Below are 18,827 nucleotides of genomic sequence, written 5' to 3'. Positions count from 1 at the left end.
GCAAGACAGACAGAAGACGGCATTGCACATGAAAACGGCCCCGCAAGGGGCCGTTTTTCTTTGAGGATTTCTGCTGTGATCAGCCCAATTTCTGGCTGTGATCAGCCCTTGGCGACGATGCGCATGAACGCGGGCATGTCGTCACCGAATCCGACGGTCCCATCGTTGTCTTCCTGGCGATGGCGGGCCGGGCGATTGCCGTCGCGCTGCGGCCTGGTGTCGCCACGTTCCGGGGCGCGCTGTTCGTTGCGATGGCGATCGGGCGAAGCCTTGCGATCGGGTGAAACTTGGCGTTCGGGTGAAGCTTGGCGTTCGGGGGAAGCTTGGCGCTCGGTGTTTTCCGAGCGGATCGCTTCCTTGCGCGCGCGCCGCTCACCGGCATCGGCGACCGCCGTCTCGGCCGCCACCGGCTGTTCCTCGCGCGCCGCATCCGGTGCTGCAGCTTCGCTTTGCTTGGCGTGGCGTTCGCGTGGCCTGCGTTCGCCCCTCTCCTTGCCATCGTCCTTGCGGCCGGCGCGGCGCGGCGCGCCGCGGCCACGGCGGGGAGCATCGTCCTCTCCGCCCTCGCTGGCGACGACCGTCGACAGATCGCCGTCATGCCACTCGATCTTGTTGCCAATCAGCCGTTCGATCGCGTCGATGTATTTGGTGTCGGACTTGGTGGCGATGGTGAAGGATTTGCCCGAGCGGCCGGCGCGGCCGGTGCGGCCGATGCGGTGGACATAGTCCTCGGCATGGATCGGCACGTCGTAATTGAAGACGTGGCTGACATCGGGGATGTCGAGGCCGCGCGCCGCGACGTCCGACGCAACGAGATAGCGCAGTTTGCCGTCACGGAAATTGGCCAGCATCTGCATGCGCGCGCGCTGGTCCATGTCGCCATGCAGCGCGCCGGCGTCGAAATCATGTTTCAGCAGCGAGCGGAAAAGCTCCGAGACCTCGATCTTGCGGTTGCAGAAGATGATGGCGTTCTTCAGCTCCGCATCCTCGGCCTTTATCAGATTGCGCAGCGTCTCGCGCTTGTCCCAGGGTTTCGAGCCGGATTTCACCAGACGCTGGATGATGTTGGTCGCGGCGGACGCGGCCTTCGAAACCTCGACGCGCACCGGCGCGTGTAGGAATTTCTCGGTGAGCTTGGTGATCTCAGGCGGCATCGTCGCCGAGAAGAACAGCGTCTGCCTGGTGAACGGGATCATCTCGCAGATGCGTTCGATGTCGGGAATGAAGCCCATGTCGAGCATGCGGTCGGCCTCATCGATGACCAGGATCTCGACGCCGTTGAGCAGAAGCTTCCCGCGCTCGCGATGATCGAGCAGGCGGCCCGGCGTCGCGATCAGCACGTCGGCGCCGCGCTCCAGCTTCTTGTCCTGCTCGTCGAAGGACACGCCGCCGATCAGCAGTGCGATGTTGAGCTTGTGGTTCTTGCCGTATCTGATGAAGTTCTCTTCAACCTGCGCAGCAAGCTCGCGCGTTGGCTCAAGGATCAGTGTGCGTGGCATGCGGGCGCGCGCCCGGCCTTTTTCGAGGCGGGTCAGCATCGGCAGCACGAACGAGGCCGTCTTGCCGGTGCCGGTCTGGGCGATGCCCAAAATATCCTTGCCGAGCAAGGCGTGCGGTATGGCGCCGGCCTGGATCGGTGTCGGTTCGGTGTAACCGGCGTCGGTAACCGCGGAAAGGACCTTCGGCGACAGGCCGAGGTCTGCGAAGGTCAACACATCTTGAGCGATCTGGGTGTCTGAGGACAAGTTTGGCTGTCTTTGGCTGGTTCGGGGGCGCAACGCAAGCGGTCGCGGCAAGCGCCGCGCGCCTGCAAGATTGGTATTGCAGGTAGGCGCAAGCCCACGATTTGTCAACACAAACAGGCGGGGGACGGCACGATTGTGAAGTCGTAACCTTAATCGCGATGCTTAATCGATCTGCTGTCGCTGCGCCGGCTCAATAGCGGAACTGTTCGGCGAGAATGCGCTCGTTCCACGAGTGGCTCGGATCGAACAGCAGCGTCGCTGTTACCGTAGGCGATTCCTGCACCGTAACCGAGGTTACGGCCTTCACCTCGGTGTGGTCGGCGGCGGCGTTCACCGGCCGCTTTTCCGCCTCCAGAATGTCGAAACGAACGGTCGACTTGTTGGAGAGCAGCGCGCCGCGCCAGCGGCGCGGGCGGAACGGACTGACCGGGGTCAGCGCCAGCAGCGGCGCGTCGAGCGGCAGGATCGGTCCGTGCGCGGAAAGGTTGTAGGCGGTCGAGCCGGCCGGCGTCGCGACCATCACACCGTCGCAGTTCAATTCCTCCAGCCGCACTTGCCCGTCCACGGTGATACGGATCTTGGCCGTCTGGTAGGACTGGCGCCATAGCGCAACCTCGTTGATCGCCAACGCCGAGATCGTTTCGCCCTCAGCCGTGACCGCCTGCATCTCCAGCGGACGGATCGTTTCGGCAACGGCCGCGGCGATGCGCCCGGTCAAACCGCTGGCGCGGTATTCGTTCATCAGGAAGCCGATGGTGCCACGGTTCATGCCGTAGACCTTTTTTCCCGTGCTCATCGTGTCGCGCAAGGTCTGCAACAGGAAGCCGTCGCCGCCCAGCGCCACGACGATCTCTGCATCCTCGATGGGTGCCTGGCCATAGCGCGCCGAAAGGCTCTCCAGCGCCGCCTTGGCGTCGGCGGTGTCGGACGAGACGAAGGCGAAGCGGCTGGCGGCTTTGTTCATGGCTCCCCAATGGCGATGTTGATGGCGACCGGTTGGTGGCGACCGGTTGCTTGGGCCGCGCCAGCGCCGGGTTAGCATGGGCTGGCAAATCTGCAAAGCGAGACATCTGGCGCCGCTTAATAACAGCGCCGGGAGGAGCCGCCGGCCTGCCGCTCGCGCATCGTGTCGAGTGACAAGCGAATGTGATGGTTAAGACGGGAATTAAACTCTCGTAAAGCCGGATCGACCATGTTAGCCGGCAGTGGATGGGCGGCGTGGGGCCAGCTAGTCGGACCGATTTATTGCCGGTAACACGCCTGATTGTCATCGTCTTGATGCTGGGAAGTTTTGCGCTTGCCTTTGCCCAACTGGTGCGCCAGTCGGAACAGACGAGTTTGCGACCCCAACCAACGGCTTCACGCTGCGGCGATGCCGCCGGCACGCCATGCCCGCAACGGGCGTTGTGAATTCGCCAGGCACTTCCCGTGATACGAGAGGCCGGTGCTTAGCGCGCCTGCAGCAGATGGCAGCCGGCCTGCCGCTTTTGTGCGAGATACTCGTCGATAAGCTGGCGGTAGCGCACTTTGCCGAAGCTCGGGAAGTGGCCGCCATGCACGACCGCAACATCGAGTTCGCGCATCCGCAGCAGCGTCTCGACATAGTCGTCGACAGCGGAATGATAGACATCGTCGATCAGCGGGCCGTCATAGACGATGTCGCCGGAAAGCAGGATGCCGGTCTTCCTCTCGTAGAGCGCGATGCCGCCGGGTGAATGGCCCGGCGTGTGGATCACCTCGAAGGCACGGTCGCCGAGATCGACGAAATCGCCTTCTCCAAGCAAACGATCGGCCGGCGCCGGGTGGATCCGGTAGCGCGTGGCATCCCAGCCCTGCGGCATTCCGTCGAACATGGCGTCGGTCGCGTAGCGGTCGGCGACCGTCCATTCATTGCGCGGGTCGGCGAGGATTTCTGCTTCGGCCGCATGCACGCAACGGTCCGGAAATTCGTGGTGGCAGCCGATATGGTCGAAATGCGTGTGGCTGGCCACGCAAACGAGTTTTCGCTCCGTCACCAGCGGGACGTGGCGCCGCAGGCTGAAATGACCGAGGCCGGTGTCGAACAGAAGATCGCGATCGCGGCCGCGCACATGCCAGATGTTGCAGCGGAAGAACGGCTTGATCCACGGCTCGTGGATCAGCGTCACGCCATCGCTCATACGGATGGCTTCATACCAGTTCGCAGCGTCGATGATCGGAAGCGTGCCCATTGCTCAGCTCGCCAGAAGGATGACATCGCCAGCCTCGCACGAAACCGCAGAGATGTCGCCCGGCTGGACGACCGTTGCTGCGGGAACCCTGGCGATGAAGTGCAGCGCCGGGTCTTTCTCGGAGACAGCCAGCACGCGTTTGAAGCTGCCTTGAAACACCACGTCGCTCACCTTGGCCGTGCCGAGCCTTACCGCGCCGCCGGTTGCGCCGAGGACAAGGTGCTCCGGACGGACGGCGAGGGCGACAGAAGCGCCAGCAGGCATTGTACCGGGCAGCGAAAGCGGTCCGACCTGGGTCGCGACTGTGATTGTTCCATGCTTCGCCGCCGTCACCGTTCCCGATATCAGCGTGCTCTCACCCATGAATGTCGCGGAAAAGCGCGTCGCCGGCCGCGCATAGACGCGCTCCGGCGGGCCTTCGTCCTCGATGCACCCGTCATTCATCACGACGCAATGGTCGGCCAGGGCCATCGCCTCTTCCTGGTCGTGGGTGACATGGATGAAGGCGGTGCCGACGCGTTTCTGGATCGCTTTCAACTCGTCCTGCATCTGCCGGCGCAATTTTAGGTCGAGCGCGCCGAGCGGTTCGTCGAGCAGCAGCACGGCCGGCTCGACGACCAGCGCGCGGGCCAGCGCGACGCGCTGCCGCTGGCCGCCGGAAAGCTGGTGCGGCTTCTTGTCGAAGGCGGTGGCCAGACCAACCAGCGCCAGCGCATCGCGCGCCCGGGCGGTCCGTGTTGCGGCATCGACGCCTTGCATGCGCAGGCCGAAGCCGACATTGCTGCCGACGCTCATATGCGGGAACAGCGCATAGTCCTGGAACACCGTCGTCGTCGGGCGCTTCGCCGGCGGCACGGCGGTGCAGTCCTCGCCACGGATCAGCACCTTGCCTTGGCTCGGCGTGACGAAGCCGCCGAGAATGGACAAAAGCGTCGTCTTGCCGGAGCCCGACGGGCCGAGCAGGATGGTGTAGCTGCCCGGCTCGATTTGCAGCGACACGTTTCTCAGCACGGTGTGCGGGCCGAAGCGGTGCGAGACAGCGCGGACATCGACGAGTGGCGCGGTCATGTCGGCTTCCTCCGCAACAGCATCAGTTCAAAAAACACCACCAGCACGATGGAGACGGCGAAGACCAGCGAGCCGACGGCGTTGGTCTTGGGATTGAGGCCTGAGCGCAGCAGGTTCCAGATCTCGACCGGCAGCGTCGTGTCGAAGCGCGTCAGCAGGAACGAGATCACGAATTCGTCCCAGGAGAAGGTCATCGACAGGAAGAAGCCAGCGAAGATCGCCGGTGCCATGACAGGCACGGTGATCAGCAGCAGCACCTTCCATTCGGGCGCGCCGAGGTCGCGCGCGGCACGCTCGATGTTGATCTGGTGGTCGCCCATCTGGCTGTAGATGATGGCAAAGCACAGCGGCAGGTTGATTACGACATGGCCGATGCCGGCAGCAAGCAGCGACTTCGGTATGCCGGCCCAGTTGAACAGCACCAGCAGCCCCATGCCGATGATGAGATAGCTCACGGTCAGCGGCAGCGTGATCAGCCCGCGCAGCAGGGCCGAGCCCGGCAGCGCGAAACGGGCAAAACCCCAGGCAGAGAGGAAACCGAGCGTGACGGCGGCAGCCGAGGAGAGGGCCGCGACTAGCAGCGAATTGATCAGCGCCGAGGTCAGCCGCGTGTCGGCGAGCACGGCGTTGTACCAGCGCAGCGACGGTCCGGTGAATGGCGGGATCGGAAACGACGTCGCCTGCAGCGAAAACAGCACCAGCACGACCACCGGCAGGAAGATGAAGCCATAGATGGCGACGGCGTAAAACCAGGAGACGATGCGGACAAGGGCGCGCACGGTCAGGCCCGCTCGATCTTGAGCCAGCGGGCGGAGGCGAGATAGGCGATGGTGACGACCGCCATCAGGATGATCGACAGCGCCGAGGCGAGCGGAAAATCGCCGCGCCGGCCGATCTGCATCATCACCAGCTGCGGCATCAAAAGCTCGTTGTTGCCGCCGAGGATCTGCGGCGTGATGTAGTCGCCGATGCACAGTACGAAGGTGAGGAAGGCGCCGACCATGATGCCGGGCAAGGTCAGCGGCAGGACGACATGCAGGAACGTGCGCACCGGCCCGGCGCCGAGATCGGCGGCTGCCTTGCGGTAGCTCGGGCTGAGCTGCTTGAGATTGGCGAAGATCGTCAGCGTCAACAGCATGACGAAGAAATGAACGAAGCCGATGACCGTGGCCAGCCGTGTGTTGGCGAGCTGCAGCGGCTCGCTGAACAGGCCGGAGCCGGTCAGCGCGCGGTTGATCACGCCGTTCTGCGCCAGCACCAGCAGCCAGGAATAGGAGCGCACGACATAGGAGGTCCAGAACGGCAGCACCGCCAGCATCAGCGCCAGCCGCTGCCAGCGTTCCGGCACCTGTTCGGCCAGGATCCAGGCGAAAGGGTAGGCGAGCAGCACCGAAATCACTGTGACGATGGCTGTAACCTGCAGCGAATTCACCATCGCCTGCCAATAGGCCGGGTTGGTGAAGAACTGGCTGTAATTGGCGAGTGTAAAGCCGCTGCCGTCATGCGCCGTCAGACTGGAAAACCCCATGGCGACGAACGGCAGCACGAAGAACAGCAGCGTCCAGCCGAGCGCCGGCGTGACCAGCGCCCAGGGCAGGGCACGGCCCGCCCGAGGCAGGGCGCGGCCCGTCCGGGGCAGGGCACGCCCGCTGTTGGTGGCAGAGTTCACGACCGGCGACCGATCACTGCGCCTGCAGCATTTCGGTCCAGACGTCCTGCATCTTCTTGTCGAGATCGGCATCCGGCGCCGGGTAGGGCTGGGCGCGGGCGAGGAAATCCGGCTGCTCGTCGAAGCGCAGGATCTTCTTCTGCTCATCGCTCAGAGCCGCCTTGGTATTCGCCGGCATGCCCCAATAGCAGGCCGACGTGGCAAGCCGCGCCTGGCCTTCAGGGCTCATGATGTACTGGATGAATTTTAGCGCCGTGTCCTTGTTTTTGGAATCCTTGAACATGGCCAGCGACTGCGACCACAGCACAGCACCTTCTCTGGGAATCGAGAAGTCGAGGGCAGGGTTCTCCTTGGCCAGCCCGGCCGTCACCCATTCGCCGCCGCCGACGAGAATGTCGACCTCGCCGGTCGCCAGCGCGGTCTGGCTGGCGGTCACTTCGCCGACCAGCTTGGCATTGGCCTTCATCTTGAGCAGCTCTTCCTTGATGGCCGGAAGGTCGGCTTCGGTGAGCTCGGCGGTCTTCTTGCCGATCGCCAGCGCCGCCATGCCGATGACCGGCAGGTAATAGTCGTAGATGGCGACCTTGCCCTTGTATTTGTCGCCGGTCAGCGCGGCCAGCGACTGCATGTCGGCCGGATCGACCTTGGTCTTGTTGTAGCCGATGGTGTTGTAGCCGAACTTTTCGGTGATGCCGTAGCGCTTGCCGTCGACCACGGTGGAGCTGTCCATCTTCACCTGGGGAAAGAGGTCGGCCAGCGGCAGCTTGTCTTCCGGCAGCGGCTCGAACAGGCCCTTTTCGACGCCGCGCGGTATGTCGATGCTGTCGATCACCATCACGTCCCAGTCGCCGGGCTGCGACTGCTCGACAATCGCCATGCCGGCGCCGGTGCCTTCGAATTCCTTGACATTGACCTTGACGCCATTGGCCTCTTCGAAGGGCTGCAGCAGCGCCGGGTCGGCGTGATCGCACCAGATCAAGGCGTTGAGATCGGCAGCCTGGGCGAGGCTGCCCGTCGCCAGCAGCAGCGCTGTCGCTGCACACGCGGCGTGAAGGTGGCTCTTCAGAACCGAAAGCGGCTTCCTGGTCGTTGGATTCGAGATGTCTGGATTGATGGTCATCGAGTGTTCTCCCTTGCCTTTCTGGCTTCTGGCAAAAAATTGAACCAATTCTAAAATTGAGTCAATTCCGTTTTTATGGCAGATAGCCGTCATGAGCGGATTGCGGGCAAGGCAAAAGGCGGATCGGCATCGCCGCATCATCGAGGCGGCGGCGGCGCTTTTTCGCGACACCGGCTATGAAGCCGCCAAGATCGAGACGATCGCGGCGCAGGCGGAAGTCTCGGTCGGCACGATCTACAACTATTACCAGAACAAGGGCGACATTCTCGGCGCCATCGTCTCGATGGAGGTCAACGAGGTGCTCAATGCCGGGCGCGGCGTCGTCGCCAACCCGCCGGCCAATGTCGGCGATGCGCTCGATACGCTGCTCGGCATCTATATCGAGCATTCGCTGCATTATCTCAGCAAGGAGATGTGGCGGCAGGCGATGGCGATCTCGACGCAACTGCCCGACAGCCCGTTCGGCCAGGCTTACACGGCGCTCGACCGGGCGCTGACCGAGCAGATCCGCGCGCTGATCGCCCGGCTGCAGGCGATCGGCCTGGTCCGCCGCGATATTGACGGGCAGGCGCTCGGCGAGCTGGTGTTCAACAACATGAACATGATGTTCATCGAGTTCGTCAAGCGCGACGGGGCGAGGATTGCCGAACTGCGCGCCGCGATACGAAGGCAGAACCGGATTCTGGTGGCGGCGATCGCGGCGTGAGGGCTCCCGATGGGATTTCTGGTGGCCCGGACGCCGCTAAGCCGCAATCGCGCCGGTTCAATTTCGCTGGTGGGAGCACTTCCGCTGTTGACTACATCGGCGGTGTTCTACCGAGCATGCCTGGGTGGCCGCGCACGTGGAAACGGCACGACGGTCAGTGGCGCCTTACGGAATTCCGCGATGGCTATTTCTTCAATCAGCAAGTCGAGTGCCTCGCTGACGCGCTGGCTGGTTTCGTCCATGCCGCAGAGCCGGTTTTGGGCACACTCCAAGAGCTCGCGCGCTGCAGCGAAGTCGCTTCGCATGACACCACCCGTTGTTTAGCCCACCGCCCGGACATTGTCGGCGCGCTAAATTGAGCGATTGCTAATATACACAGGGGCATTTTAATCGAATGGCATTAAATGGCCGGGAGCAGGAGATGCCGGCCGGTCCGCATCGCCCTGCTGCATCCCGTTGGTTCTGATGCCCCGGACCGGAGGCATGGGCGCTTTGCTTTGCGAAACGCGGGGGATTAGTCCTGATACGATCTTGGGCGGCTTAGAAATTCCCTGGCGGCAGCGATCTGGCGTCGATGCTCGCGAAGGAAGGTCAGGCTGAAACAGATCGAAAAGGCCAATCCCGCAAGGGCTATCGTTGCCTGCGAGGTCGGATCGGGATCGGTAATCATCAGAAAGCGGAAACCGAACCCGAGCGCGAGGGCAGCAAGACCACCATACATGCCGCCGATAAACGGTGCGATCGTGCGTTTCTGCTCCAACGGCGACTCCTATGGTTTCCACAAGGGGAATACCTGTGGTCCGCTAGCGAATATATGCGTTGAAGCTGACGGGCTACGGCCCCGGCCTGTGGAAATCGGGGATGAGCAGATTTCGCCCGACCCTGGCACGTAATCACAAGAAGCCGGTTTCTTACTGGTGCCCCCGGACGGCGTCTGTTTTCAATAGCGATAGATGTAAGCCGGCCTCCTGAAGCCGCGCTTGCACTTCACCTCTTCCTTGTATTCATGCCCTCCCACTTGCGCTCAATCTTGCAATTGCCGCGCCGAAATTCTTTTTTGTAGCTGTAGCGTTCGCGCTTCCGCTCATAATCATCTTCGTCTTGGTAGCGGCCCTGCCATTTGCCATGACCGCTCTCGTCCTTCCACGGATCGGCAGCGGCCATGCTGATGCATCCGGCCATTGCAATGCCGGCCATGAGGGTGACGAGCACCTTCATAAGCGATCCTCCTTTTGCTGGTCTCCGCAACTGATTGAAACTCCGTCGAAGACTTTCTGTTGCGTGGGCCGCTTTGCAGAGTGTGGACGGCCGTCAACGTTTTCATCAAGCCCGGAAGCGCATCCCGCCGGGCCCGATATCCGATGTCACAATCAGCCGCCGTTAGCAGGTGCTGCCGGGGCAGGTGCTGCCGGAGCGGGTGCTGCCGGAGCGGGTGCTGCCGGCTCCGGAGCGGGCGCGGCTGGGGCAGGTGCGCTCGGCTCAGCCGGAGCGGACGCAGCTGGCGCTTCGACGGTGGGCGCTTCGACCGTAGGCGCTTCAACCTTTACGTCGACGTCCTTTCCGGTGCCCCCGCCGTTGATGTTGATAACGCCGGTGAACAACAGCAGGATCACGATTGCGATAATAGCGAGAACGACGGCGACAGCGGTGCCGGCGCCATTTCCGCCTGAGTTAACAACGGTGGGACCGTCAGCCATGACTATCTCCTATTCTCAATTATCACTGGTCGGCAACGGGACCGGCGGGCACTTAGTTCCGGCGCCGGGCTATGGTCCATGACGCAGTAAGACTGAAGTCTGTGCGTTAAAGACAGAGGGCTGAGGCTGGCAACCAAGATCTTGGCAAGGGATTGGTATTTGGCCGCCGAGCAAAGTCCCTTCATCGGTGGTTCCGGGTGCCCGCTGTATACTCATCGGCGGGCACCCGATATGACACCTAACGGCGGAGAGAACTGTGACCCTTATCCAGAGCAAACAGAATGCCGATGCGGTCGCAAGCCGACCCGCCAATGACAATCAAACTCCTGACCCAACAGATTTCTCGGCGGTTGATCTTGTTTCATCGAGCGACGACGACGTCGTTGCAATCGTCAGGCGAACAGAGCGCCTGGCCCTCGCCGTGATTATAGTAATGGCGATCTTCCTGATCTTTGCACCGGTATTCTTCATTGCCATGATGTATGGGATCTAGAGGTCCCGATTAGCCCTCGCCCCCCTTGCGCAGCGCGGCAAAATCCGAAAGGCCGGCCTCATTTAAGACGACAGGCTTTGGTGCCCCCGGACGGAATCGAACCGCCGACCTTCGGTTTACAAAACCGCTGCTCTACCAGCTGAGCTACAAGGGCACGGCGCTCCGGTTAGCATATTTGGTGCGCCAGTAAAGACAAAACTCTGTTTTCGGCTGCCCAGAGAGCGCCGGAGCTGCCGGCGTGGCCATCCTGAAAACGGCTAATTCGCTTCCTATAATGGCCGAAACTGCAATCGCATAGGCGGAGGGTGTCGCATGGTCAGACTTGTCGTCATTGCCCGGTCGTCGTCGTGGCCAGAGCGGACCGTAAACCCTCTTCACCGCGAGGATTCCTGTCATGGCTAGAGAAGGGTCTCTGAGAAGATCGACATCGGTGTTGACTAGGGCTCGGCGGCTCGGACGAAAGATCCTGCGCTGGCTGGAGGGAGACAGCCGATCCCAACAGCTCAGGGACGAAGTTCTGTTTTGGAGACACTGGTTCTCCACTCAGGGATCATTCTGGCCAGAGGACTACAAGGAACGTCTTGACCCCAATTTACCAATTCAGGATCACGTTGGGCGATATGTCGATAGGTTGACGACCAACCCAGTTTACATACTCGATGTGGGCGCTGGCCCCTTGACGAAGCTCGGCAAAGTGCATGCTTCGAAAGAGATCAGGATTACTGCAACTGACCTGCTGGCATCGGAATATGATCAAGTTCTGAGAGATTTTGGGATCCAACCTCTTGTGCGAACAGTCTTTGGTGACGCCGAAAATCTTAGAGCGCAATTTGACGATTACAGTTTCGACATCGTGCATGGACAGAATTGTATAGATCACACCGCTAGTCCGCTCAAGGCAATACAACAGATGCTCTCCGTCACGAAGCCCGATGGTTACGTCGTGCTTTATCATGCTGAAAACGAAGGCAAGACGGAATCCTACAAGCAGCTGCACAAATGGGACTTCACATGTGAGAAAGGACATTTCGTCATCAGAGGGCCTGGACCGGGTGGGGATTCGGTGGATGCCACTGATGCGCTGGCCGCGGTAGGGTCTGTTGAATGTAGCTTGGATGACGGCGCGGTGCTTGCTGCAATCCGAAAGCATCCGCAAAGACGTCAGTGATATCTGGCGAACCGCTGCTCTACCAGCTGAGCTACAAGGGCACGGCGCTCCGGTTAGCATATTTGTTGCGCCAGTAAAGATGAACTCTGTTTTGCCTACAAGCGCGCCGGAGCTGCCGGCGCGGGCATCCTGAAAACGGCCAATTGGCGTCCTATATTGTTCGAAGGTGCAATCGCATAGGCGAGGGTGTCGCATGATCAGACTTGTCGTCATTGCCCTGATCGTCGTCGTGGCCTGGTTTCTCCTGGTGAAGCTCATCAAGGTTTTGAAGAGCGCCAATGTCGACTGGACCGGCGTCACCACCATCATCGGCTTCATCGCGCTCGCCTTCTGGCTGCGCCACATCACCGGCATGGGCTGAGGCCTCCCGCCGCCGGACTGCCAACCGGCGCTCTTCGCCGGTCGTCATTGCGCGCCTGGCGCAAACCCAGTTCAGAAAAATCGAAAAAAACGTCGAACCTTTTTCCTTGCTGCCACGACAGATGGTTAAGAGGCGGATGGATCGCCTCTCCAGCAAGGAGATCGTCATGTTCAAGCGCACCATCGTTTCCGGCCTCATCGCGACCACTGTCGCCGCCGCCATGCTGGCCGGCACCGTTCAGCCTTCGGCCGCCCATCACAAGCACCATCACAACAAGTACCTTGGCATCGGCATCGCCGCCGGCGTCGGTGGCTTCCTGCTCGGCACCGCGCTCGCCCAGCCGCGCACCGTCTACATCGAGGAAAATGGCGGCTCATGGCACGTCCGGCGCTGCCTCAACCGCTATCAGAGCTACGATCCGTACTCCGATACCTATGTCGGCTACGACGGCTACCGTCATCGCTGCCGGCTTTGAGGGGAGGTGAACCGTTTCAGGCAAGGCAAAAAGGGGCACCCACTGCCCCTTTTTCAGCTGTCTGGGTTGCAAAATTGAACCGGCACCGCAACCGGTTCCAGCGAGGGATGTACAGGGATTTTTCGACAGCTTAGTCTGGCGGTGAAGGCACCAGAGGGAGAGGGACGCTTGGACGAGCACGAACCCAAGGAAGAGCAGATTGAGACGGATTTCCGCAACGGAACGATCACCACCGTCGGCATTCTACTGGCTTTCTCGCTGGGCTTCATCACGCATTGGGCCGCCAACCCGCTCCCTTGGGAAATCTATCACCTGGCAGCCGTCGTGCCGATTTTGATAGGCATTGCATTGCAGATACGAGCGCTGCGGTTGCTGCTCGACACAACGTCTCTACAGCGACGCGTCCATGAACGTGCCACCCGCATCTTCATCGCCGGCCTGATCTTCACCGCCTGCGGAGTTGGGCTGGCGATGCTGCTTGATTTCTACGACCTATCGACCAAGAGCGCGGTGCCCGGGGCCTAGCTCATCCTGACAGATGTCGCACCATTCGGCGCCGGTCAGCGCCGCCATGCGCTCGACGCCTATTTTCACCGCTGCATTGGTTGCGCCGGCCGCTGGCACGACCTGATCGTAGGCGCGCAGCGATACGTCGCAATAGACCGGCAACGGCGAGGCGAGGCCGAAGGGGCAGACGCCGCCAATCGGATGGCCAGTGATTTCGGCCACCTGCTCGGCATCGAGCATGCGCGGCTTGCCGCCGAATGCATCGCGCGATTTGCGATTGTCGATGCGCGCGTCGCCGCGGGCGACGACCAGCATGACCCGGTCACCGACGCGCAGGCAGATGGTCTTGGCGATCTGCCCCGGCTCGACGCCGTGCGCCTCGGCCGCGAGCGCGACGGTCGCCGAACTTGTCGGCGTTTCGATCACCTCGATGTCGGGGGCATATTCGGCGAAGAAGGCTTTGACGGATTGGAGGCTCATGCGTCTTTCGGGCGTCGGCTGGCGGAAGGTGGACGCAAACTTGGCCGTAGCCGGGCGGCTGTCAAGGTGAGCGCGTAGCGCCAATCTCGAAGAGTGAACCCGGTTCGGCGGCGCGGCTTGGTGAAGAAGGGGGCGGCAGACCACCAATCATCCTGGTTATTTCCGTTGCGGCTTCGCGCACCAGGGGGCCGATCTCGACCAGCCGCTCCGGCGTCACCCGCACCGTCGGTCCCGAAACCGAAACCCCGCCGATCGGCTCGCCGAACTCGTTGAAGATCGCGGCGGCGACGCAGCGCATGCCGGGATGCCGCTCCTCGTCGTCGACCGACCAGCCGCGCAGCTTGATCGTCACCAGATCACGGGCCAGCGCCGAGACGTCGGAAAGCGTCTTTTCGGTGAAGCGCTCCAGCCCGGTCCGGCGCAGGACGGCGCCGACGCGCTGCGGCTCGAGATGCGCCAGCACCGCCTTGCCGATGCCCGATGCATGGAAGGAACTGCGCGTGCCCGGCCGGAAGAAGGCGCGGATCGCCTGATGCGTCTCGACCTGGCTGACGAAGACGACGCAATCGTCCTCGGCGACGCCGAGATTGGCGGTCTCGCCGGTCTTCTCCATCAATTCCTGCATGACAATGCGGGCGCGGTCGACCAGCTTGCGGCGGCGCAGGAACGCCGCGCCCATGCGATAGGTCTCGACGCCGATCGACCACAGCTGGTCGGTGCTGTCGAACTCAACCATGCCGTGGTTTTCCAGCGTCGTCAGCATGCGGTAGGCGGTGGAGGCGGGGAGGCCGCTCTGCGCGGCGATCTCGCTCAGCGACAGGCCGCTGCCGTCGGCGACGATGGCCAGGATGCGCAGCGCCCGGTCGAGCGACTGCACCGAAGCCGCCTCGGCCGGACCGTGGAAGGCGCGCGGCCGTCCGCGCTGGCGTTTTTCGGCGGTTTCCATAGTGGCATTCTTGCCAATTTCGCCAAAGGCGCAATGAAAAAGTTTTCCACAAATATGCTATGCGACTTCGTGGAAAACAGAAAACCCAATTAAATCAGTAAATAGCCGCAGTTTCTTAGAAATGAAAAAATATTCTGAAAAAATTGAAAAATAACAGGCGCGCTGGCATTCTCGGCCATCAACAATTCCGTGGAGGCTGACATGGCCAGGATGCGCGCAGTCGACGCAGCGGTTCTCGTTTTGGAAAAAGAAGGCACCTCCTGCGCCTTTGGCGTGCCGGGTGCTGCCATCAACCCGTTCTATTCGGCGCTGAAGGCGAGGGGTACGATCCGCCATATCCTGGCGCGCCATGTCGAGGCGGCCTCGCACATGGCCGAAGGTTATACCCGCGCCAGATCAGGCAATATCGGCCTGTGCATCGGCACTTCGGGTCCGGCCGGCACCGACATGATCACCGGCCTCTATTCGGCCGCGGCCGATTCCATCCCGATCCTCTGCATCACCGGCCAGGCGCCGCGGGCGCGTCTCAATAAGGAGGATTTCCAGGCCGTCGACATCGCAGCCATCGCAGCACCCGTCGCCAAATGGGCAGTCACCGTCATGGAGCCCTATCTCGTGCCGATGGCGCTGCAGAAGGCGTTTTACCTGATGCGCTCGTCGCGGCCGGGGCCGGTCCTCATCGACCTGCCGGTCGACGTGCAACTGGCCGAGATCGAGTTCGACATCGACGCCTATGAGCCGCTGGTGCCGTTCAAGCCGGCAATGTCGCGCGGCCAGGCCGAGAAAGCACTGAAAATGCTCAACGCGGCCGAAAAGCCTGTCATCGTTGCCGGCGGCGGCATCATCAACGCCGATGCCTCGGATCTGCTGATCGAGTTCGCCGAAGTCACCGGCGTGCCGGTGATCCCGACGCTGATGGGCTGGGGCGCGATCCCCGACGACCACCGGCTGATGGCCGGCATGTGCGGGCTGCAGACTTCGCATCGCTACGGCAACGCGACGATGCTCGAAGCCGATTTCGTCTTCGGCATCGGCAACCGCTGGGCCAACCGCCACACCGGCTCCGTCGACGTCTACACCAAGGGCAAAAAATTCTTCCATGTCGACATCGAGCCGACCCAGATCGGCCGTGTCTTCGCGCCGGATCTCGGTGTCGTCTCGGACGCCGGTGCAGCGCTCAAAATGCTGCTCGACGTCGCCACCGAATGGAAGACGGCTGGAAAACTGCGCGACTGGTCGGGTTGGGCCAGGGAATGCCAGGACCGCAAGAAGACGATGAAGCGCAAGACGCATTTCGACCAGGTGCCGCTAAAGCCGCAGCGCGTCTACGAGGAGATGAACAAGGCATTCGGCCGCGACACCACCTATGTCACCACGATCGGCCTTTCGCAGATCGCCGGCGCGCAGTTCCTGCATGTCTACAAGCCGCGCAACTGGATCAATTGCGGCCAGGCCGGCCCGCTCGGCTGGACGCTGCCGGCAGCACTTGGCGTTCGCGCCGCTGATCCGCAGCGCAACATCGTGGCGCTGTCCGGCGACTATGATTTCCAGTTCATGATCGAGGAACTGGCGGTCGGCGCGCAGCACAAATTGCCCTATATTCATGTCGTCGTGAACAATGCCTATCTCGGCCTGATCCGCCAGGCGCAGCGCGGCTTTTCGATGGATTTCGAGGTCAGCCTCGCTTTCGAGAACGTCAACCGGAAGGATGATCCCGAGGCTGGCTATGGCGTCGACCACGTTGCTGTCGCCGAGGCCATGGGCTGCAAGGCGGTCCGGGTGCGCCGGCCGGAGGAATTCGCCGGCGCCTTCAAACAGGCGCAACAACTGATGAAGGAGCACCAGGTTCCGGTGGTGCTCGAATTCATCCTTGAGCGCGTCACCAATGTTTCGATGGGCACCGAAATCGACAAGATCACCGAATTCGAGGAGCTTGCCGAACATCACGAAGACGCGCCGACGGCGATCGTCATGCTGGATTAAGCTGTGCTGATATTCAGGTGATGCCGGCCTGCAAACGGCGATTCCTGCGCTTCCGGAGCTCACGTACCAAAAGTACGCTCCGCTCCGGTTCTCGGAACCCACCATTTTCGGCTGGGCCTGACCTGAATCTCACCACTGCTTGGGCCGGGCGAAAACAAGGAGAAAAGGAATGCCACGGTTTTCAGCCAATCTTTCGATGCTCTTTGGCGAGCACGATTTCCTCGACCGCTTCGAAGCCGCCGCCCGCGCCGGCTTTAGGGGTGTCGAATATATCGGCCCTTATGACCATGCGCCCGATGTCGTTGCGGCGAGGCTGAAGAAAAACGGTCTGACGCAGGTGCTGTTCAACCTGCCAGCCGGCGACTGGGGCAAGGGCGAGCGCGGCATTGCGGTGTTGCCGGATCGTGTACCCGAGTTCCGACAAGGCATCGCCAAGGCGATCACCTATGCACATGCGCTCGGTTGCGAACAGGTCAACTGCCTCGCCGGCATTGCACCGCAAGGCGTCGAGCGTTCGGTGCTGGAAGATGTCTTCGCCGAAAACCTGGCTTTCGCCGCCGAGAAGCTGGAGCAGGCCGGAATCAGGCTGCTGATCGAGCCGATCAACACCCGCGACATTCCCGGCTTCTTCCTCAACTATTCGGACCAGGCCCTGGCGCTCATCGAGCGCGTCGGCTCAAAAAACCTGTTCCTGCAATACGACATCTATCACATGCAGATCATGGAGGGCGATCTCGCCCGCACCATCGAGGCAAACCTCGGCCGCATTGCGCATATCCAGCTGGCGGACAATCCCGGCCGTCACGAGCCGGGGACGGGCGAGATCAATTTTCCTTTTCTGTACAGCCACATCGACCGCATCGGCTATTCCGGCTGGGTAGGGGCGGAATACAAGCCGAAGGTTTCGACGGAAGCCGGGCTGGGCTGGTTCCGGGAGTTTGCCGGGCAGGCGGCGGCGTAGGGGACGTTTACAATTGACGTCGAGTTCCTTCGCGCCCCCCTCTGGCCTGCCGGCCATCTCCCCCACGGGTGGGGAGATTGGACGTCACCGCCGCTTTCGCCAATTCTCGAGGTTGGGAAAGTAGAAGCCGGCGCCGGAACTGCCGATCTCCCCACCTGTGGGGGAGATGGCCGGCAGGCCAGAGGGGGGCGCGACGGAACGCGACCTTAAAAGAACGGAGAACATCAATGGAAACCATCGGCTTCATCGGCCTCGGCATCATGGGCGCGCCGATGGCGGGGCATCTGCTCGACGCCGGCTACACCGTCGTCGCCAGCGACCATCGCTCGAAACCGCCGGCCGATCTCGTCGCCGAGGGTCTAAAAACCGTCTCCGGCCATCACGCCGTGGCACGTGCCGCCGACATCATCATCACCATGGTTCCCGACACGCCTGAGGTGGCCGACGTGCTGTTCGGCGACAGCGGCGTCGCCTCGGGTTTGACCGCGGGCAAGCTGGTCATCGACATGAGCTCGATCTCGCCGATCGAGACCAAGGAATTCGCCACGAAAATCAATGCGCTGGGCTGCGACTATCTCGATGCGCCGGTGTCGGGCGGCGAGGTCGGCGCCAAGGCCGCGTCGCTGACCATCATGGTCGGCGGCGAGGAAAAGGCCTTCGAGCGCGCCAGGCCGGTGTTCGAGAAAATGGGCAAGAACATCACGCTGGTCGGACCGAACGGCGTCGGCCAGACCACCAAGGTCGCCAACCAGATCGTCGTCGCGCTGACCATTGAAGCAGTCGCGGAAGCGCTTGTTTTTGCATCGAAAGCCGGCGCCGATCCGGCCAAGGTGCGGCAAGCGCTGATGGGCGGGCTGGCCGCCTCGCGCATCCTCGAAGTGCATGGCGAGCGCATGATCAAGCGCAGCTTCGCGCCGGGCTTTCGCATCGAACTGCACCAGAAGGATCTTAATCTCGCGCTGGAAGGGGCAAAAGCGCTCGGCGTGGCACTACCCAACACCTCGACGACGCAACAATTGTTCAACGCCTGCGCAGCCAATGGCGGCGCCAAGGAGGATCATTCGGCGCTGGTCAAGGCGCTGGAGCGAATGGCGGGATATGAGTTAGGGGAGTAGGGGAGTAGGGGAGTAGGGGAGTAGGGGAGTAGGGGAGTAGGGGAGTAGGGGAGTAGGGGAGTAGGGGATAGGGGATAGGGGATAGGGGATAGGGGATAGGGGATAGGGATAAGGCAGCAAGGG

The 18,827-nt window shown here is 62.0% G+C and carries 20 protein-coding genes, 1 tRNA gene and 1 pseudogene; 9 read left to right on the top strand and 13 right to left on the bottom strand.

Annotated features, from left to right (window positions below; translation table 11 throughout):
* Positions 1-101: 101 nt before the first annotated feature.
* The 7 genes from BLT09_RS05495 to BLT09_RS05460 all read right to left on the bottom strand — a co-directional run bounded on the left by BLT09_RS05495 (position 102) and on the right by BLT09_RS05460 (position 7,812).
* Positions 102-1,745 carry a DEAD/DEAH box helicase gene (locus tag BLT09_RS05495; RefSeq protein WP_208602479.1) on the bottom strand — a complete coding sequence of 548 codons (1,644 nt, stop codon included), beginning with the start codon at positions 1,743-1,745 and terminating at the stop codon, positions 102-104.
* Positions 1,746-1,935: 190 nt separating this feature from the next.
* A complete protein-coding gene (locus BLT09_RS05490) occupies positions 1,936-2,709 on the bottom strand; it encodes an NAD kinase (protein ID WP_023798144.1) in 774 nt (257 codons plus the stop codon).
* 484 nt (positions 2,710-3,193) lie between these two features.
* Positions 3,194-3,955, bottom strand: a complete 762-nt coding sequence (locus tag BLT09_RS05480; RefSeq protein WP_091591246.1) for an MBL fold metallo-hydrolase — start codon at positions 3,953-3,955, stop codon at positions 3,194-3,196.
* A 3-nt stretch (positions 3,956-3,958) separates the two neighbouring features.
* On the bottom strand, positions 3,959-5,023 hold the full coding sequence (locus BLT09_RS05475; protein ID WP_091591244.1) for an ABC transporter ATP-binding protein: 1,065 nt from the start codon (positions 5,021-5,023) through the stop codon (positions 3,959-3,961).
* Positions 5,020-5,802, bottom strand: coding sequence for an ABC transporter permease (locus tag BLT09_RS05470; RefSeq protein ID WP_091591240.1), 783 nt, complete (start codon positions 5,800-5,802; stop codon positions 5,020-5,022). The genes BLT09_RS05475 and BLT09_RS05470 overlap by 4 nt, the downstream gene beginning before the upstream one ends.
* A 2-nt stretch (positions 5,803-5,804) precedes the next feature.
* Entirely contained in the window at positions 5,805-6,692 is an 888-nt protein-coding gene (locus BLT09_RS05465; protein ID WP_091591238.1) for an ABC transporter permease, read from the bottom strand.
* A 13-nt stretch (positions 6,693-6,705) separates the two neighbouring features.
* Positions 6,706-7,812 carry a polyamine ABC transporter substrate-binding protein gene (locus BLT09_RS05460; protein WP_091591236.1) on the bottom strand — a complete coding sequence of 369 codons (1,107 nt, stop codon included), beginning with the start codon at positions 7,810-7,812 and terminating at the stop codon, positions 6,706-6,708.
* A gap of 91 nt (positions 7,813-7,903) precedes the next feature.
* On the opposite strand from BLT09_RS05460, the gene BLT09_RS05455 reads away from it, so the two are divergent.
* Positions 7,904-8,518 carry a TetR/AcrR family transcriptional regulator gene (locus BLT09_RS05455; RefSeq protein WP_091591234.1) on the top strand — a complete coding sequence of 205 codons (615 nt, stop codon included), beginning with the start codon at positions 7,904-7,906 and terminating at the stop codon, positions 8,516-8,518.
* Between the two features lie 514 nt (positions 8,519-9,032).
* On the opposite strand, the gene BLT09_RS05445 is transcribed toward BLT09_RS05455, so the two are convergent.
* The 3 genes and pseudogenes from BLT09_RS05445 to BLT09_RS05435 all read right to left on the bottom strand — a co-directional run bounded on the left by BLT09_RS05445 (position 9,033) and on the right by BLT09_RS05435 (position 10,215).
* Positions 9,033-9,278, bottom strand: coding sequence for a hypothetical protein (locus BLT09_RS05445; protein ID WP_091591232.1), 246 nt, complete (start codon positions 9,276-9,278; stop codon positions 9,033-9,035).
* 180 nt (positions 9,279-9,458) lie between these two features.
* A pseudogene (locus BLT09_RS05440) lies at positions 9,459-9,736 on the bottom strand (hypothetical protein).
* Between the two features lie 152 nt (positions 9,737-9,888).
* Positions 9,889-10,215, bottom strand: a complete 327-nt coding sequence (locus BLT09_RS05435; protein ID WP_091591231.1) for a hypothetical protein — start codon at positions 10,213-10,215, stop codon at positions 9,889-9,891.
* A 256-nt stretch (positions 10,216-10,471) separates the two neighbouring features.
* On the opposite strand from BLT09_RS05435, the gene BLT09_RS05430 reads away from it, so the two are divergent.
* On the top strand, positions 10,472-10,708 hold the full coding sequence (locus BLT09_RS05430) for a hypothetical protein (protein ID WP_091591229.1): 237 nt from the start codon (positions 10,472-10,474) through the stop codon (positions 10,706-10,708).
* A 78-nt stretch (positions 10,709-10,786) separates the two neighbouring features.
* Here the strand turns inward: BLT09_RS05430 and BLT09_RS05425 are convergent.
* Positions 10,787-10,862, bottom strand: a tRNA-Thr gene (locus BLT09_RS05425).
* Between the two features lie 240 nt (positions 10,863-11,102).
* Between BLT09_RS05425 and BLT09_RS35460 the strand changes: the two genes are divergently transcribed.
* The 4 genes from BLT09_RS35460 (at position 11,103) to BLT09_RS05405 (ending at position 13,237) form a co-directional block, all read left to right on the top strand.
* Positions 11,103-11,876: a class I SAM-dependent methyltransferase gene (locus BLT09_RS35460; RefSeq protein ID WP_091591227.1), complete on the top strand. Its 774-nt coding sequence runs from the start codon at positions 11,103-11,105 to the stop codon at positions 11,874-11,876.
* 193 nt (positions 11,877-12,069) lie between these two features.
* On the top strand, positions 12,070-12,237 hold the full coding sequence (locus BLT09_RS05415) for a hypothetical protein (RefSeq protein ID WP_023798133.1): 168 nt from the start codon (positions 12,070-12,072) through the stop codon (positions 12,235-12,237).
* Between the two features lie 166 nt (positions 12,238-12,403).
* Entirely contained in the window at positions 12,404-12,712 is a 309-nt protein-coding gene (locus BLT09_RS05410; RefSeq protein WP_091591783.1) for a BA14K family protein, read from the top strand.
* A gap of 168 nt (positions 12,713-12,880) precedes the next feature.
* Positions 12,881-13,237 (top strand): hypothetical protein, encoded by a 357-nt coding sequence (locus BLT09_RS05405; RefSeq protein ID WP_091591226.1) that lies wholly within the window; start codon positions 12,881-12,883, stop codon positions 13,235-13,237.
* Here BLT09_RS05405 and BLT09_RS05400 read toward each other — a convergent pair.
* Together BLT09_RS05400 and bhcR are read right to left on the bottom strand one after the other, a co-directional pair.
* Entirely contained in the window at positions 13,205-13,699 is a 495-nt protein-coding gene (locus BLT09_RS05400) for a YbaK/EbsC family protein (protein ID WP_091591224.1), read from the bottom strand. The two genes, BLT09_RS05405 and BLT09_RS05400, sit on opposite strands and share 33 nt — an antisense overlap.
* 61 nt (positions 13,700-13,760) lie before the next feature.
* Positions 13,761-14,645 (bottom strand): HTH-type transcriptional regulator BhcR, encoded by an 885-nt coding sequence (gene bhcR, locus BLT09_RS05395; RefSeq protein ID WP_091591222.1) that lies wholly within the window; start codon positions 14,643-14,645, stop codon positions 13,761-13,763.
* A gap of 201 nt (positions 14,646-14,846) precedes the next feature.
* Here bhcR and gcl point away from each other — a divergent pair, with 201 nt between their 5' ends.
* The 3 genes from gcl to BLT09_RS05380 all read left to right on the top strand — a co-directional run bounded on the left by gcl (position 14,847) and on the right by BLT09_RS05380 (position 18,704).
* Positions 14,847-16,628 carry a glyoxylate carboligase gene (gene gcl / locus BLT09_RS05390; RefSeq protein WP_091591221.1) on the top strand — a complete coding sequence of 594 codons (1,782 nt, stop codon included), beginning with the start codon at positions 14,847-14,849 and terminating at the stop codon, positions 16,626-16,628.
* A gap of 169 nt (positions 16,629-16,797) precedes the next feature.
* Entirely contained in the window at positions 16,798-17,589 is a 792-nt protein-coding gene (gene otnI, locus BLT09_RS05385) for a 2-oxo-tetronate isomerase (RefSeq protein WP_091591218.1), read from the top strand.
* A gap of 227 nt (positions 17,590-17,816) precedes the next feature.
* Positions 17,817-18,704 (top strand): 2-hydroxy-3-oxopropionate reductase, encoded by an 888-nt coding sequence (locus BLT09_RS05380; protein ID WP_091591217.1) that lies wholly within the window; start codon positions 17,817-17,819, stop codon positions 18,702-18,704.
* Positions 18,705-18,827: the final 123 nt, after the last annotated feature.

Source organism: Mesorhizobium muleiense, assembly GCF_900099905.1.
Classification (GTDB): domain Bacteria; phylum Pseudomonadota; class Alphaproteobacteria; order Rhizobiales; family Rhizobiaceae; genus Mesorhizobium; species Mesorhizobium muleiense.
The sequence above is the reverse complement of the archived record's forward strand: the minus strand, read 5'-3'. Positions and strand labels throughout refer to the sequence as shown.

Bases quoted from the DNA above. Each gene is read 5' to 3' on its own strand.
- BLT09_RS05490 (WP_023798144.1), bottom strand. From the start codon at position 2,709: ATGAACAAAGCCGCCAGCCGCTTCGCCTTCGTCTCGTCCGACACCGCC.
- BLT09_RS05480 (WP_091591246.1), bottom strand. From the start codon at position 3,955: ATGGGCACGCTTCCGATCATCGACGCTGCGAACTGGTATGAAGCCATC.
- BLT09_RS05475 (WP_091591244.1), bottom strand. From the start codon at position 5,023: ATGACCGCGCCACTCGTCGATGTCCGCGCTGTCTCGCACCGCTTCGGC.
- BLT09_RS05460 (WP_091591236.1), bottom strand. From the start codon at position 7,812: ATGACCATCAATCCAGACATCTCGAATCCAACGACCAGGAAGCCGCTT.
- BLT09_RS05455 (WP_091591234.1), top strand. From the start codon at position 7,904: ATGAGCGGATTGCGGGCAAGGCAAAAGGCGGATCGGCATCGCCGCATC.
- BLT09_RS05435 (WP_091591231.1), bottom strand. From the start codon at position 10,215: ATGGCTGACGGTCCCACCGTTGTTAACTCAGGCGGAAATGGCGCCGGC.
- BLT09_RS35460 (WP_091591227.1), top strand. From the start codon at position 11,103: ATGGCTAGAGAAGGGTCTCTGAGAAGATCGACATCGGTGTTGACTAGG.
- BLT09_RS05415 (WP_023798133.1), top strand. From the start codon at position 12,070: ATGATCAGACTTGTCGTCATTGCCCTGATCGTCGTCGTGGCCTGGTTT.
- BLT09_RS05410 (WP_091591783.1), top strand. From the start codon at position 12,404: ATGTTCAAGCGCACCATCGTTTCCGGCCTCATCGCGACCACTGTCGCC.
- BLT09_RS05400 (WP_091591224.1), bottom strand. From the start codon at position 13,699: ATGAGCCTCCAATCCGTCAAAGCCTTCTTCGCCGAATATGCCCCCGAC.
- bhcR (WP_091591222.1), bottom strand. From the start codon at position 14,645: ATGGAAACCGCCGAAAAACGCCAGCGCGGACGGCCGCGCGCCTTCCAC.
- gcl (WP_091591221.1), top strand. From the start codon at position 14,847: ATGGCCAGGATGCGCGCAGTCGACGCAGCGGTTCTCGTTTTGGAAAAA.
- otnI (WP_091591218.1), top strand. From the start codon at position 16,798: ATGCCACGGTTTTCAGCCAATCTTTCGATGCTCTTTGGCGAGCACGAT.
- BLT09_RS05380 (WP_091591217.1), top strand. From the start codon at position 17,817: ATGGAAACCATCGGCTTCATCGGCCTCGGCATCATGGGCGCGCCGATG.